We start from the raw sequence: 15,004 nt of genomic DNA, 5'->3' as shown, positions 1-15,004 counted from the left end.
TTTTTACTTTTTAAAACATAACTATAATCCAGCAGCCACACTGTAAGAATTCTGTAAAACCCATCACATGATCAAATGACTTTTTAACCGTATAATTTCATCCCGTAAACGAGCGGCCTGCTCAAATTGCAATTCTTTGGATGCTTTAAGCATTTCTTTTTCCAGTTTTGCCAAATGTTTAGTCAGCAATTTTGGATCAGCAATCAAGTGTTGCTCGTCGGCACTTAAACTTTGTAGCTGTTGATATTGCTGTTCAGCAGGTTCATCAGCAATGATTTCACCTGTATCGATTTCCTTAATAATCTGCCGTACAGCACTACGTGGCGTAATACCATGCATTTGGTTAAATTCAATTTGCTTATTGCGACGGCGGTCGGTTTCATCAATGGCTTTTTGCATCGAATCGGTGACGCGGTCAGCATATAAAATGGCTTTACCTTTTAAATGTCGTGCAGCACGCCCAATGGTTTGAATCAACGAGCGTTCTGAACGTAAAAAACCTTCCTTATCTGCATCCAAAATGGCAACCAGCGATACTTCTGGCATATCTAGACCTTCACGCAACAGGTTAATCCCGACCAAAACATCATGCACACCTGTACGCAATTCATGAATAATTTTGACCCGTTCGACCGTATCAATATCCGAATGCAAATACGCAACCTTGATGCCGTATTCTTTTAAATAAGAGGTCAGGTCTTCTGCCATACGTTTGGTTAATGTGGTGACCAAAACCCGTTCATTGAGTTGCTTACGAATGTTAATTTCAGACAAAACATCATCGACCTGAGTCAGGACAGGACGGATCTCAATCTCAGGGTCAATCAACCCCGTTGGACGCACCACCTGTTCAACCACTTGCTGTGATTTTTCAAGCTCATAATGGGCAGGTGTTGCAGTAACAAAAATGGTCGAAGGAACAATCCGTTCCCATTCTTCAAATTTCATCGGGCGGTTGTCGAGAGCACTTGGCAAGCGAAAACCATAATTCACCAAGTTTTCTTTACGCGAACGATCACCTTTATACATCGCGCCGATTTGTGGCACAGTCACATGGGATTCATCGATCAGCAATAAAGCATCTTCAGGAATATAATCAAACAGGGTTGGTGGTGCTTCGCCTGCCTGTCGCCCTGACAAATGTCGTGAATAGTTTTCAATGCCGTTGGTATACCCCAGCTGTTGCATCATTTCCAGATCATAGCGAGTGCGCTGTTCAATGCGTTGGGCTTCGAGTAATTTGTCATTGGTTTTAAAAAATTCGATTTGCTGTTTGAGTTCAGTTTTGATCGTACCAATCGCACGTTGCAAATGGTCTTGCGGCGTCACATAGTGGCTTTTGGGATAAATAGTCACACGTGGTACTTTACGCAGCATTTTCCCTGTCAGTGGATCAAACCAGCGAATCGAGTCGACTTCGTCATCAAACAGTTCGATACGTATGGCTTGCTGTTCCGATTCCGCAGGAAAAATATCAATAATTTCACCACGAATACGGTATGTGCCTCGTACAAATTCCAGTTCATTACGACTGTACTGCATTTCGACCAGACGGCGAATAATCTCATCGCGATGAATGACATCGCCTTCGACCACATGCAGTAACATTTGCATATAGGCATTCGGGTCACCCAAACCATAAATCGCCGAGACCGATGCCACAATAATCGCGTCACGACGTTCTAGTAATGAACGTGTTGCAGAAAGACGCATCTGGTCAATGTGGTCATTAATTGCTGCATCTTTTTCAATAAAGGTATCTGACGATGGAACATAGGCTTCAGGCTGATAGTAGTCATAATAACTGACGAAATATTCAACCGCATTGTTAGGAAAAAATGCCTTAAATTCACCATATAGCTGTGCAGCCAGTGTTTTGTTATGTGCCATGACAATGGTTGGGCGTTGCAACTGGGCAATCACATTTGCCATGGTGTAGGTTTTTCCCGACCCAGTAACACCCAGTAAAAGCTGATTCTTCAGCCCTTGCTGAACCCCCGTGACCAACTTTTCAATTGCTTGAGGCTGATCACCCGCAGGTGCATATTGGGTGACCAAATCAAAAGGCTGACTACTCACACTCTTCTCTCATTATTCATTTATAAATATAAATTGGACTGAACACAGATTATTCAAGTATTTTTTACTTGACCGCCTTGCCAATCAATTGCAACATGACAAACAAGAGCATAGCAAAAAACACAACGACGATGACTTACCAGTATCATGATGAAAGCATAATTAAAAGTTTACCTGAAGACACGGTTTTTGTTTTTGGCAGCAATCTTGCAGGTCAACACAATGATGGCGCAGCTCGTATCGCGCAACTGTTTTTTGGTGCAATGACAGGCATAGGACGTGGCTGGTCAGGTCAGAGCTTTGCCATTCCAACCCTAAATGAACATTTACAGCAAATGCCGATTTCACAAATTGCGCATTATATTGAAGATTTTAAAATCTATGCCCAAAATCACCTGACCACCCAATATTTTATTACCGCGCTCGGCTGTGGTATTGCGGGCTATCAGGTGTCTGAGATTGCCCCACTGTTTCAGGGTATTTCCTCTAATGTCATTTTTCCTGAATCTTTCCGTCCATATGTGGAAAAAAATGCCAGCCGTTTGTTTCCAAACCTGACCAGTAAATTACTGCATAGCATTTTTAGTGAAGAAGTCATTTTGGCCGATGACTATGCTGAAGCACTCAAACATACAACGTTAAGCCGTGAACAAAAACAAATTGCGCTCAAAGTACTGGAAGAAAAAATGTATCCAGAAGACCAGTACGGACGCAACCGCAACTATGAAATTGAAGATATTTTAAAGCAGATCAACGGTAAGATTTTTCATTTACCACCTCAATCTGATGAAAGCTATATCTATGGTGGTGTAATCCTCGCCTTGATGGAACTTTACGATTTCAATGAGCAAGATTTTATTCACGTCTGGAACGGCGAAATCGAAATTAAACATCCAATTAAACGCCATCACTAATTTTTATACATTTTCTGACTTTTAAACTGCATTTGGGGATTGATTTAAGCCATGCCACATTTTGATTCTTCAATTTTTGATTTAGCGCCCATTCCCATGTGGCTTGAAGATTTTAGTGAGGTCAAACAGCAATTTGATGCGTGGCGAGCACAAGGCGTTGAAGATATTGTGAGTTTTCTACAAGAAGACTTACAACGGGTGGTCGAGTCCACACAAAAAATTAAAGTACTCAAAGTCAATCAAAAAACCCTTGAAGTTTTTGAAGCAGAAAACCAAGAGCATTTGTGTGCCAATCTGGCGTTAATTTTTAAAGCAGACATGCTCGACACACATGTTTATGAACTGGCAGCGCTCTGGAATGGTGAAACCGAATTTTCCAGCACAGGCGTCAACTATACCTTTTCGGGTAAGCGTCTAGATGTTCAACTACGTGCATCGGTTTTACCAGGCTTTGAGCATGACTTATCCCGCGTGCTCTTTACCACCGAAGATATTACCGCTTATCAGGATGCGCAGCGTCTTGAAGCCAAAAACCGTATTTTGGCAGAGTCAATGTTTACTTACTCGCCTGCTTCTTTATGGGTTGAAGATTTCAGTCGCATCAAACGCCGCATTGACCAGATTCGTCAGCTTGGTATCGAAGACTTTCGGACGTTTCTGGATGTTCATCCCGATTTTATTCAGCAATGTATTGAAGACATTATTTTGCTTGATGTTAACCAAGCGACGCTGACACTGTTTAAAGCACCCGACAAACCGACATTGTTTAAAAATTTGCACAAAGTCTTTACGCAGGAAATGCAAAATACGTTTCGTGAACAACTCATCGAGTTATGGAAAGGCAATATTCACCACCAACGTGAAGCGGTCAACTATGCCCTCGATGGCACAATTCGTAACGTTCTACTGCAATTTACGGTATTTCCAGGATATGAGCATGACTGGGGACTGGTACAAGTTGCACTGACGGATATTACTGCACGTAAAAAAGCTGAAAATTATCTGGAATATTTAGGCAAACATGATGTGCTGACCAAACTGTATAACCGTTCATTTTATACAGAAGAAATTAACCGCTTAGAGCGTAGTTTTGCTCGCCCTGTGTCTTGTATTTATCTAGATATGAATGGATTAAAACAGATTAATGATGAATTAGGACATGATGTCGGAGATGGTTTATTACGGCGCGTTGGTGCTGTCTTGGGTCAGGTGATTTTAAATACGCCCTATACTGCCTCACGTATTGGTGGTGATGAGTTTGTAATTTTAATGCCATCTGCAGATGAAGTCGCAACATTATCCACATTACAAACCATTCATGAACTGTTTAATATCGACAATCAGTATTATTCTAGCCAGCCTATTAGCATTTCGATCGGACATGCTACTACTGCACCCAACGAAAGCATAGAAGCATTGCTCAGACGAGCAGATCAAGACATGTATTTGAGAAAGAAAAACTTTTACTCTAATCAAAATGTAAACGCTTAAAATCCGCCAAGCCAGTTATTTTCCAAGCTGGCTTTTTTCTTGGTGATCTAGGGAAAATCTGACTGTGTCTTACAGCTTGGGATACACTAATGAGCATTACATCCATCATCACAAAAAAGGAAAGAACATGAGCACCCAGCTACAAGTGGTTGAGCGTTGTCGAGTATTTTTGACTGAACAGCAAATTGCGATGGGCGATACCATCAATATTCGTCACTATACCGACTGGAGTAATTACAAACGCATTCAACCCTATGCTGTGCTCTTTCCTAAAAATACCGAACAAGTCTCACAAATTCTTTCAATCTGTAATGAACTCAAACAGGCTGTTGTACCTCAAGGCGGCATGACAGGCGTTGCAGGTGCAGGTATCGCCAATGCCGATGAAATTGTGATCGCACTGGATAAAATGCATAAAATCGAAGAAATTGACCAATATGCTTCAACCATGACGGTACAGGCAGGCGTAACGCTTGAAGAAGTACAAAATGCCGCACGTCAGGCAGGCTTGTTTTTCCCTGTCGATGTCGGTGGTCGTGGCTCTTGTCAGATTGGTGGAAATATTGCCACCAATGCTGGCGGATTATCGGTGATTCGTTATGGCATGATGCGTGAACATGTACTGGGCATGGAAGTGGTACTTGCCGATGGACGTGTACTGAATTTGATGAATAAAATGATCAAGAACAATGCAGGCTATGACCTGAAACAGAATTTTATTGGCTCTGAAGGTACACTGGGTATTGTAACTCGAGCAGTCTTAAAACTCTCGGCACCACCAAGTGAACTCAGTACCTGTTTATGTGCTTTCCCCGATTTTTTGTCAGCAGTGCATCTGCTACGTCGTTTGCAAAAAAACCTGACCACGCCAAATGCTTTTGAAGTAATGTGGAATGAATATTATCAGCTCAGCTTGTCATGGATGCAAAACAACAGTAATCCAATGACTCAGCTCTACCCTGTATATGCAATATTTGATGTTGAAGCCCCTGCTGAAAGCCTGGAAAATCTACTGGCTGAAATGTTTGAAACAGGGGAAATTTTAGATGCCGTGATTGCACAAAATCAGGCACAAGCACAGCAACTCTGGCTGATTCGTGAAACTGTACCTGCTGAAATCTCCAGTACGGGGCGACCATTATGCTTCGATATCAGTTTACCAATCGGTGAATTAGGCGAATTTAAAGAAGTCTGCCAAGCACGCTTGGATCAGCACTTTCCAGATTTGGTCAGTCTGTTCTTTGGGCATATCGGCGACAGCAATATGCATATTATTTTGGATTTAAAATATCTACCCGAAGATCAGCTTGAGTCTGTGATGACAGGAATTGATGACGTTGTCTATGGTGTGGTACGCGAGTTTAAAGGCTGTATTTCAGCAGAACACGGCATTGGACTGCTTAAACGTGATTATTTACATTATTCAGTCGATGAAAATACCCTGAACATGATGCGACAACTCAAACAACTATTTGACCCGAACAAGATTTTAAATCCAAATAAAATTTTTAAATAAAAAACAAAAAAGCACGTCAGATGACGTGCTTTTTTAGCTATTTCAAGGGTAAATTAGCGTTTACCCATAGAACGACGTGTGCCACGTGGTGGTGCCCAAGTCCGATCAGCATAACGCTGTGGTTTTGGACGAACATGGTTATGTATCGTGCTATCTTCCTGATCTTGCTGCGTTGGCAGCGGAAAAGGCAACTGGACTTGCGGTTTATTTTGACTCATACAACAAACAAAACTCGAAATTTTGTCTATTTTAAGCTTTTTCGAGTACCTTGACGAGTGTGAATGCTCAAATAGCTCTCTGTAAGTTGCATAATTTAAAATTCCTATGAATTTTTCTCATTTTGAACGATTTGTATCTAACATGTTGGGTTTTTTACGTTAAGATAGGATGCTTTTATTTTTAATCCCACTAAAGAAGGAATATCGCAGTGGACGTACGTCTGTCAGATCGTGTAAACGCTATCAAACCGTCTCCTACGCTTGCCGTAACAAATAAAGCTGCTGAACTTAAAGCTGCTGGTAAGAATGTGATTGGTTTGGGTGCAGGTGAACCTGATTTCGATACCCCGCAACACATCAAAGATGCAGCTATTCAAGCGATTAACAATGGCTTTACAAAATACACTGCTGTTGATGGTACGCCAAGCTTAAAAAAAGCAATTATTGCTAAGCTGAAACGCGACAATAACCTTGACTACCAAGCAAACCAGATCTTGGTTTCTTGTGGTGGTAAACAATCATTCTTTAACTTGGCACTTGCTTTGTTAAACAAAGGTGATGAAGTGATTATTCCTGCACCGTTCTGGGTAAGCTATCCAGACATGGTGATTATCGCTGAAGGTACACCTGTGATTGTGAAATGTGGTGAAGAACAACGTTTCAAAATTACTCCTGAGCAATTAGAAGCTGCGATCACTGAAAATACTCGTTTAGTGGTATTAAACAGCCCTTCTAACCCAACAGGTATGATCTATACCAAAGCTGAGCTAGAAGCTTTGGCTGAAGTATTACGTCGCCACCCACAAGTATTTGTTGCATCTGACGACATGTATGAACCAATCCGTTGGGATGACGAATTCTATAACATCGCAACTGTTGCACCAGACCTTTACGATCGCGTAATCGTATTGAACGGTGTATCTAAAGCGTATGCTATGACTGGCTGGCGTATTGGCTATGCAGCGGGTCCTGCAAAGCTGATCGGTGCGATGAAAAAAATCCAGTCTCAATCAACTTCAAACCCAACTTCAATTTCACAAGTTGCTGCTGAAGCTGCATTGAATGGTCCTCAAGACGTCCTTAAACCAATGATCGAAGCGTTCAAACGCCGCCATGACTTGGTTGTTAACGGTTTGAATGACATTAAAGGGATTACTTGTCTACCTGCTGACGGCGCGTTCTATGCGTATGCAAACATCCGTCCGTTAATTCGTGCGAAAGGCTTAAAATCTTGCACAGAATTCTCTGCATGGTTACTTGAAGAAACTGGTGTTGCAGTTGTTCCTGGTGATGCATTTGGTTTAGGCGGTTACATGCGTATTTCTTACGCGACTGCTGACGAAGTACTTGTTGATGCACTTGCACGTATCAAAAAAGCTGCTGAATCAATTGACGGCGTAGATGCTGCAATTGCTTCAATCGAAGCTGAGAAAAAAGCGTAATTCATTACGCTAAAACAAAAAACCCATCAGTTCACTGATGGGTTTTTTTATGATCTACAGAAAAGTGTAAAAATAAAAATGGCGATTTAAACTACACTATGTTTTGGGCGTTCTAACGCAATAAAATTAAAATAATAAGGCAAGACACGATCTAAATAAATTTCACGGATTTGTGCATCATGCTGCGACCATGCCAATGCTTTAGCATGTTTGCCAATGCCCTGACCTTGGATTGCAAACACAAAAATATCATTAATTGATGAATCCTGCTGTACAGGCTGCCAGTAATTACCTTCACTTCTTTGTAATTGCTGAGCTTGATGCTCTGTCCATTTGTCACCAAACCAAAGTTGTAGCAAATCACCCAGATAGACTTTTTGCTCACTCAAAATAGCAAAGTGAATACAGGCATCAGCAACAGGTTGATAATAACTTTGCGGATTTTTTAAAATGGAAAGATAGTTTTCTTGATAAAACTGAAAGTTTGCGAAAATATCTTGAACACGAAGAACTGGCATGTTGCGCCTCCGATTTAGCCATTTGTGTGCTGGCAAGTTGGGTTAAATCCACACTGTTTAAAGTGAAAATACTTTAAACGACCTATGTTTTTTAATTTAGCAAAAAAAATGCAAAAAAAATAATTTTTTTAGATTTGACCTGACTATTTGTTTAAATATACGACATCCAAAAACCATAGCTAGATTTTCACTTGACCCTTATTAAAATCACATTATAATCGCTGGCAGATTCTCCAATAGCTCAGTCGGTAGAGCGACGGACTGTTAATCCGCAGGTCCCTGGTTCGAGCCCAGGTTGGAGAGCCAAAATTTTAAAAAGCCCGCAGCACAAAAGCGGGCTTTTTTATGCCTGCTATTCCGCTTCAAACTCCGTAATTGCTTCTTTGGCAATGCCAAAATACCCTACTTACGACTCAAATAGATTGCCTATCGTCAAGCACGTGCAGGTTGTGCCTATGTCATGATCAGTATTGTTGCAGGATAAAAGATCGTCATACATGAATGACTTGAAGTGCAATGAAAATTCTAAAAACAAAAATGACAGCAAAGACCAGTGCTTGCTGTCATTTAAGTCAGATCGGGGTTTAGCATAAGACTTCGACTTTATGGAACTGTTTCAACTGCAATAACGCAATAAATGGATTTTCAGATTGGCACAACTGATTCAAATGCTCATGAAACTGGTTCGATAAAGCAGCATTACACTGAATCACCCAGCCTTTCACTGAAGCCGTATCATTATGTTGCATATACAGCTCACAAGTACGCGGATCGGTCAGGCGAATATTTTTTATTTTAAACATACTCTGTTCAGTCATGGCGTGTTCTCCTTTGCGGGTTGTATGATTTAAAATGCAAGGGATATGCCAAAATAATAAGCCATTATTTTATATCATTTTTATATTAAGATATTTTAATTATTCTTTTCAGGAATTTTTATTGCATTAATATTGTGCAGTTTTTGCACAATACAAAACCATTTCATATAAGCGTCCTTGCTTTAGAAATGGTGGTTGAGGTTTTTAAGCTTTTTGGCTCAATTTGTATAAGAACATACCAAGCAACATCGGAATAATAAAATACAGCGCTTCCCAATGCCCCAGTCCAAGCAAAGTTAAACCTGGTGCAGGACAAATACCAGACAAGCCCCAACCAATACCAAACAGGATTGAGCCTATAATTAATCGTGAGTCAATGATCTTACTTGTTGGCAAATCAATCGGCTCATTAAAAATGGTCTTTGGGCGCTCTTGACGCATTGCACGCTGAAATGGATAGAATGAAATCAACACTGCTCCACCCATCACAAACATCAGACGTGGACTCCATGCACCAAACACATCGAAGAATGCCTGTACCACCGCAGGGTTCGACATGCCTGAGAGCATCAGCCCCAGTGCAAATACGCCACCACAAATAAATGCAATCAGATTTTTCATGTTAGCCACCAAAAAGATAACGCGTAACCAATACAGTTAAAAACGCACATGCCATAAAGCAGCCCACTGCAACAAAAGAACGTGTCGACAACCGACTTAACCCACAAATCCCATGCCCACTGGTACAGCCCGAACCTAGACGTGTTCCCACACCCACCAGCAATCCACTCAGCATCAGCACCCAAGGCGATGCTTTAACCTGCACAGGCAAGTCTAAAAACTGATGATAAACAAACGGCATAACAATCAGCCCGAGTAAAAACCAGAATGCGGGCGTACTAAACCAGTTTTTGGGTGTCAGCATCTGGGCAATCAATCCACTGACTCCAGCGATTTTCCCGACACTATACAAGTAACTAATGGTTGCTATTCCAAGCAGTAGACCGCCAAAGAATGCCAAAGCATATTCATGCATATTGTAAGACTCCTATAAGGCAAAAATAGCTTTAAGTGATTTAACCAACATCAATACAGCAACTAGTATGACGGTAATTGCAAAAATTCGCTGCACATAATGCGTTGAAATACGTGTTACGATTTGCCGACCGACCAATAGTCCAACTATACATGCACCAGCAAACACAAGCGTCACCGCTGTCGGATAAACAAAACCATCCAATACATGCAAGCCAATGCTTAATCCACCCACCAAGAAAATAATCATGAGTGAAGTTGCCACAATACTATGCAAATCCAGATTCGTGGTTTTCTTCAGTGCTGGGACAATCACAAAGCCACCACCCACACCAAGCAACCCCGTCAGAAATCCTGCGATTATACCAATCCCCCCTAAAATCAGGGCAGTTGGAATATCCCACTGCAACTTACCCGTATAAGGGTTGATTCGGCAAGGAGGATTGTGAAAATCTTCATACGGATGACTAAATAGCCGATATGCCACCACAAACATCACCAAAGCAAACAGTAAACTCAACCACATCGGTGAAGTATGCTGACTCGCCCAAATTCCCAAATGCGATGCGGGAATACCAACAAATGCGATCCACAATGCTGCACGATAGCGAACAATTTTCTTGAACAAGCCTTGCAGCGTGCCAATAAATGTCGAAAAAGTTACAGCTAACAACCCCACTGGTGCAGCTTGTGCTACCGTCCAGCCCTGAGATGCCATCAGTGCAGGCACAGCCAATATACCACCACCTGCCCCTGTCAGCCCCAATAGACAACCAATGGCAAGACCTTCAACAACCAGTATCCACATGACGATTTTCTCTCATAACGCCAAATTAAGCTGCATGACGTTTTGGTTTGACGAGCCATTCATGCCCTTTAAGCATGCCTTTCCAGTAAATTTCTGGCAGCATACGAGCTTTTAAAAACCACGCCAGCTTGGTCGGTTTTTGCCCATCACATAACCAGCGTGGGAATGAAGGCAACAATTTTCCACCATAGCCAAATTCTGCCAGTACGATTTTACCTCGCTCAACGGTCAACGGGCAGGAACCATAACCATCGTAATGACAAAAATCACTGCGTCCATTTAGGTAAGTTAAAACATTAACTGCCACAACCGGGGCTTGCTTTCGCGCAGCAGCAGCCGTTTTAGCATTGCTGGCACTAATCACATCACCCAAACCAAAGACATTGGCATAACGTGGATGTTGCAATGTTTCAGGGTTAACCTCAAACCAGCCAGCAGCATCGGCAAATGTACTGTAACGAATAAAATCTGGTGCATGCTGAGGCGGAACAACATGCAACATGTCAAATTGAGTCGAAACCTGAGTCATTTCTCCGTCTTTTTTCACTTCAAACCATGCAGTTTTACTCGCACCATCTACTTTGACCAATTTATGTTCAAAATGTAAATGTGCTTTATAACGCTGCATATATTCCATCAAGGCAGGCACATATTCTTTAACACCGAATAGTACTGCACCTGCGTTGTAAAAATTCACTTCAACATTGTTCAGCACATTGTTCTTTAACCAATAGTCTGAAGATAAATACAACGCTTTTTGCGGCGCGCCCGCACATTTGATCGGCATTGGCGGTTGAGTAAAAATCGCTTTACCCTGTTTTAACTGCTGTACCAGTTGCCACGTATACGGTGCTAAATCCTGACGGTAATTGGAAGTCACCCCATTTTTACCCAGAGTTTCACTCAAACCTTCAATCGCATTCCAGTTCAGTACCAGCCCAGGACAAACAATCAGGGATTGATACTCAATCTGTTGACCATTTTGCAATATCAGTTGATTTTTCTCGGGTTCAAATGCTGCAACTGCCTGCTTGACCCAATTGGCACCGACTGGAATCACATCCGACATTGCTCGGCCTGTCGATTCCACTTTAAAAATACCGCCACCCACCATGGTCCAGCCTGGCTGGTAGTAGTGCATTTCAGCAGGATCAATAATCACCAGATTGAGATAAGGTGATCGTGCCAGTAAACTTGATGCCACGGCAATCCCTGCCGAACCACCGCCGACGATCACAACGTCATGTTTAAGAACATGTGTAGCATTCGATTGTTGAAGTGGTTGCATGGTTTGTTCCTTATTACTTACAGTCTGCATCTACATTTCCACAGGCTTTATTTGCAGGGAGTGCCACATCAATTTTTGCAGGATATGGCAAATCCAAATGTTTCATCAGTTCAATAAAATCTTCACGAGTTTTCTTACGACCTAAGCGCGCATTAAATTCGCGTTCATGACCAATACTTGAGTGGGTGCGGCCTTTATAATCATGCCCTGGATAAACCACAGTATCATCAGGCAAACTAAACAGTTGGTTGTGAATGCTGTCGTATAACGTTCCCGCATCACCTTCCTGAAAGTCAGTACGCCCACAACCATCAATCAAGAGTGCATCACCTGTGAAAGCCATGTTATCAACAACATAACTGGTGCAAGCGTTGGTATGTCCTGGTGTATAACGTGCTTCAACTTCAATTGAACCGATACGCAATAAACAGCCATCAGTGACTAAAATATCACCACATGGTACGCCTGAATTACGATGTAACACCGCTTTAGAACCTGCACGTTCTTTTAACAACTTCGCTCCAGTCACATGATCCGCATGTACATGTGTATCTAAGCTATATACCAAGCTCAATCCGTGCTGTTCAAGCAAGTCTAAATACGTCTCGATTTCTGATGCGACAGGGTCAATCAGAATTGCTTGTTTGGTATCCTCACAAGCCAATAAATAAGTATAAGTAGAGCTTTCAGGTTCGAATAATTGTTTGAAAAGCATGGTCATGTTCCATTTCATTGTGCTTATATCAAATTTAGCAAAATTGATGCCAACTTTTAAATTAAAATAATAATATTATATTTCAATAACTTATTTTTAAAAAATATTTAAAACAAAAATATTGATGTTACACCTGCAATTTATTAACATTATTTGAAACATTATTTGAAACATCAAAATTTATGAATCGTTTGTTTTTTGACTCATTACCATCTGCTCAGGCTTTTTTACAGCAGTTACAAGGCTTATTTCATCACGCTACCGTCTTTGTTTTAGATGAAAAACAAGTCATCTGGCAAACTCCAAATGAACATGACTTGCATCAGCAAGCACTATTGCAATATTTACACTTACATCCAAGTGAAGATAGCTCTCAGGAAAGCTATGTCGATCAGTTGAATAGTTTTTATATTAAGCATCCTGTTGAGATTGCAAGCCAGGTCTATAGCTTGCATTTATTTCAGCCTTGCCCAAGTATTTGCACACCTGAAGCCACTACTCAGCTACAACCCTCTCAAGCAGAACTCCAGCTTGCTGAACGCTTTAACAGCCAAACCCCACAAATGTTTGCGATGTTTTCAATTATTCAACGCGTAGCTTCAACACAGTTTCCAGTGTTAGTCCGTGGTGAATCTGGTAGTGGTAAAGAATTGGTCGCCCAAGCCATTCATGACTATAGCGAACGACATAATCGCCCTTTCATCGCAGTTAACTGTGCCAGTTTAAATGCCAATATTTTAGAAAGTGAATTGTTTGGACATGTCAAAGGTGCTTTTACAGGCGCAATTCGTGACCACAAAGGCGTGTTTGAACGTGCTGCAGGCGGAACGCTGTTTTTAGATGAAGTGGCAGAAATTCCACTGGAGTTACAAGCCAAGTTACTACGTGTGCTCGAAACAGGCGAATATACACAGCTTGGTGGTGAAAAGACTTTAAAAAGTGATGTGCGTATTATTGCGGCAACCCATCGTGCCTTACGTGAAGAAGCACGTTTAGGGCGTTTCCGTCAGGATTTGCTGTATCGGTTACGAGTCATTCCGATTTTTGTACCACCGCTACGGGAACGTAAAGCAGATATTCCTTTAATCATTAAAAAAATCTTGCAGGAAAACAGCCTGCCACAAGACCAAGCTGCGCCGATGCTGACCCATCGCGCCATGCAAATCATGCTGCAATATGACTGGCCAGGAAATATCCGCGAACTGAAAAACACTCTACTTTATGCTTTAGCGATGTCACAAGGTCGAACGTATATTGATGTGAATGATTTACCATATGAAATTTCTAATGTTCAACATGGCAACACCCAAATCGCTGAACCGTTGTCGAATAAGAGTATTACAAAAGAATTGCTGGCGCATTTGCTTGAGCAATATAACAAGGACTTACAAAAGGTTGCAGATGAACTGAATATTAGCCGAACTACGCTATGGCGTTATCGGAAGAAGTGGGATATTTAAGAAAATGAGCTTCTTTCATCATGATTTATGCCCTCTTTGTGTTTCTCCCATAGGAAGAAATGAAAAATGGCTTAATCAAAGAAGTCTAATCAGTATGAATATGACGTGATTTATGTTTTAATACGCACAGTTTGAGATGAGCCTCATACAGTATATGACTTGATTCATATACGACTAGCCCCTAACCATGGGGCTTTTTATTGCCTGTCTTTTAAGCTCTATGCTCTTTAATTTGGTTCGATGTCATAAACCCAGTTTCGTGCTTGTTGATCCGTCGTGGTTTCACAAACGTAGTAATCATGATCCCACGCATCTTGATGGAAAATTTCCATTTTTCGGTAAGTGACTTGTTTATTATTTTCGATACAGACAAAGCTGTCACCTTGGTCTTTAACACTTGAACCGTTAAGAAAACCACCTATGCAGAAAAATCGGGATTGTTTGGGCATTTGTTTAAATCAACTTTTTAAATCACTAAAGTATAGGTGATTATAATAATATAATTGCACAGTAAGTTATAAATAGCTCTACTTTCACAATCTCTATTAATTAATGATTTATTCAGTTATGACAATATGATTAGATAATTTTTCTAACCTATTCTTATTTAAATAAGTCTCTAAACTTCCTCAACTGCCTTTAAAAATTTAATCGCATTTATTACACTATTAAAAATAAACTTACTTTCTATTTTATTTAAGA

14 protein-coding genes, 1 tRNA gene and 1 pseudogene are annotated in these 15,004 nt (G+C 41.1%); 6 read left to right on the top strand and 10 right to left on the bottom strand.

Features of this window, described 5'->3' with window-relative positions:
• Positions 1–63 precede the first annotated feature (63 nt).
• On the bottom strand, positions 64–2,079 hold the full coding sequence (gene uvrB / locus ACX1N5_RS11270) for an excinuclease ABC subunit UvrB (protein ID WP_004752772.1): 2,016 nt from the start codon (positions 2,077–2,079) through the stop codon (positions 64–66).
• Between the two features lie 131 nt (positions 2,080–2,210).
• Between uvrB and ACX1N5_RS11265 the strand changes: the two genes are divergently transcribed.
• The 3 genes from ACX1N5_RS11265 (at position 2,211) to ACX1N5_RS11255 (ending at position 6,000) form a co-directional block, all read left to right on the top strand.
• Positions 2,211–2,993, top strand: coding sequence for an A1S_2505 family phage non-structural protein (locus ACX1N5_RS11265; protein WP_004752773.1), 783 nt, complete (start codon positions 2,211–2,213; stop codon positions 2,991–2,993).
• A gap of 51 nt (positions 2,994–3,044) precedes the next feature.
• Positions 3,045–4,484 carry a sensor domain-containing diguanylate cyclase gene (locus ACX1N5_RS11260; protein ID WP_458802422.1) on the top strand — a complete coding sequence of 480 codons (1,440 nt, stop codon included), beginning with the start codon at positions 3,045–3,047 and terminating at the stop codon, positions 4,482–4,484.
• A 127-nt stretch (positions 4,485–4,611) separates the two neighbouring features.
• Positions 4,612–6,000, top strand: coding sequence for an FAD-binding oxidoreductase (locus ACX1N5_RS11255; protein ID WP_458802424.1), 1,389 nt, complete (start codon positions 4,612–4,614; stop codon positions 5,998–6,000).
• Positions 6,001–6,053: 53 nt separating this feature from the next.
• Here the strand turns inward: ACX1N5_RS11255 and ACX1N5_RS11250 are convergent, their stop codons facing one another.
• A complete protein-coding gene (locus ACX1N5_RS11250; RefSeq protein WP_004752776.1) occupies positions 6,054–6,218 on the bottom strand; it encodes a hypothetical protein in 165 nt (54 codons plus the stop codon).
• A 209-nt stretch (positions 6,219–6,427) separates the two neighbouring features.
• On the opposite strand from ACX1N5_RS11250, the gene ACX1N5_RS11245 reads away from it, so the two are divergent.
• Positions 6,428–7,660 (top strand): pyridoxal phosphate-dependent aminotransferase, encoded by a 1,233-nt coding sequence (locus ACX1N5_RS11245; RefSeq protein ID WP_131389710.1) that lies wholly within the window; start codon positions 6,428–6,430, stop codon positions 7,658–7,660.
• Between the two features lie 86 nt (positions 7,661–7,746).
• Here the strand turns inward: ACX1N5_RS11245 and ACX1N5_RS11240 are convergent, their stop codons facing one another.
• Positions 7,747–8,178, bottom strand: coding sequence for a hypothetical protein (locus ACX1N5_RS11240; protein ID WP_458802428.1), 432 nt, complete (start codon positions 8,176–8,178; stop codon positions 7,747–7,749).
• Between the two features lie 230 nt (positions 8,179–8,408).
• On the opposite strand from ACX1N5_RS11240, the gene ACX1N5_RS11235 reads away from it, so the two are divergent.
• A tRNA-Asn gene (locus ACX1N5_RS11235) sits at positions 8,409–8,484 on the top strand.
• Between the two features lie 278 nt (positions 8,485–8,762).
• Here ACX1N5_RS11235 and ACX1N5_RS11230 read toward each other — a convergent pair.
• The 6 genes and pseudogenes from ACX1N5_RS11230 to ACX1N5_RS11205 form a co-directional block, all read right to left on the bottom strand.
• Complete coding sequence (locus ACX1N5_RS11230; protein ID WP_004901165.1) at positions 8,763–8,996, bottom strand: hypothetical protein; 234 nt, start codon at positions 8,994–8,996, stop codon at positions 8,763–8,765.
• A gap of 204 nt (positions 8,997–9,200) precedes the next feature.
• The gene (locus ACX1N5_RS11225) at positions 9,201–9,617 is read right to left on the bottom strand and encodes a DUF6691 family protein (protein WP_458802430.1); all 417 of its coding nucleotides are present in this window, start codon (positions 9,615–9,617) and stop codon (positions 9,201–9,203) included.
• 1 nt (position 9,618) lies between these two features.
• A complete protein-coding gene (locus tag ACX1N5_RS11220; RefSeq protein WP_458802432.1) occupies positions 9,619–10,032 on the bottom strand; it encodes a YeeE/YedE family protein in 414 nt (137 codons plus the stop codon).
• Positions 10,033–10,044: 12 nt separating this feature from the next.
• Positions 10,045–10,839 carry a sulfite exporter TauE/SafE family protein gene (locus tag ACX1N5_RS11215; protein WP_458802434.1) on the bottom strand — a complete coding sequence of 265 codons (795 nt, stop codon included), beginning with the start codon at positions 10,837–10,839 and terminating at the stop codon, positions 10,045–10,047.
• A gap of 25 nt (positions 10,840–10,864) precedes the next feature.
• Positions 10,865–12,085: pseudogene (locus ACX1N5_RS11210) on the bottom strand (NAD(P)/FAD-dependent oxidoreductase); the annotation flags it as partial.
• A 55-nt stretch (positions 12,086–12,140) separates the two neighbouring features.
• Positions 12,141–12,842 carry an MBL fold metallo-hydrolase gene (locus tag ACX1N5_RS11205; protein ID WP_116726240.1) on the bottom strand — a complete coding sequence of 234 codons (702 nt, stop codon included), beginning with the start codon at positions 12,840–12,842 and terminating at the stop codon, positions 12,141–12,143.
• Between the two features lie 182 nt (positions 12,843–13,024).
• Here ACX1N5_RS11205 and ACX1N5_RS11200 point away from each other — a divergent pair, with 182 nt between their 5' ends.
• Positions 13,025–14,302, top strand: a complete 1,278-nt coding sequence (locus tag ACX1N5_RS11200; protein ID WP_458802437.1) for a sigma-54 interaction domain-containing protein — start codon at positions 13,025–13,027, stop codon at positions 14,300–14,302.
• Between the two features lie 227 nt (positions 14,303–14,529).
• On the opposite strand, the gene ACX1N5_RS11195 is transcribed toward ACX1N5_RS11200, so the two are convergent.
• Positions 14,530–14,751: a hypothetical protein gene (locus ACX1N5_RS11195; RefSeq protein ID WP_131380608.1), complete on the bottom strand. Its 222-nt coding sequence runs from the start codon at positions 14,749–14,751 to the stop codon at positions 14,530–14,532.
• Positions 14,752–15,004: the final 253 nt, after the last annotated feature.

It is taken from the genome of Acinetobacter sp. ANC 4636, from assembly GCF_054454555.1.
The sequence above is the reverse complement of the archived record's forward strand: the minus strand, read 5'-3'. Positions and strand labels throughout refer to the sequence as shown.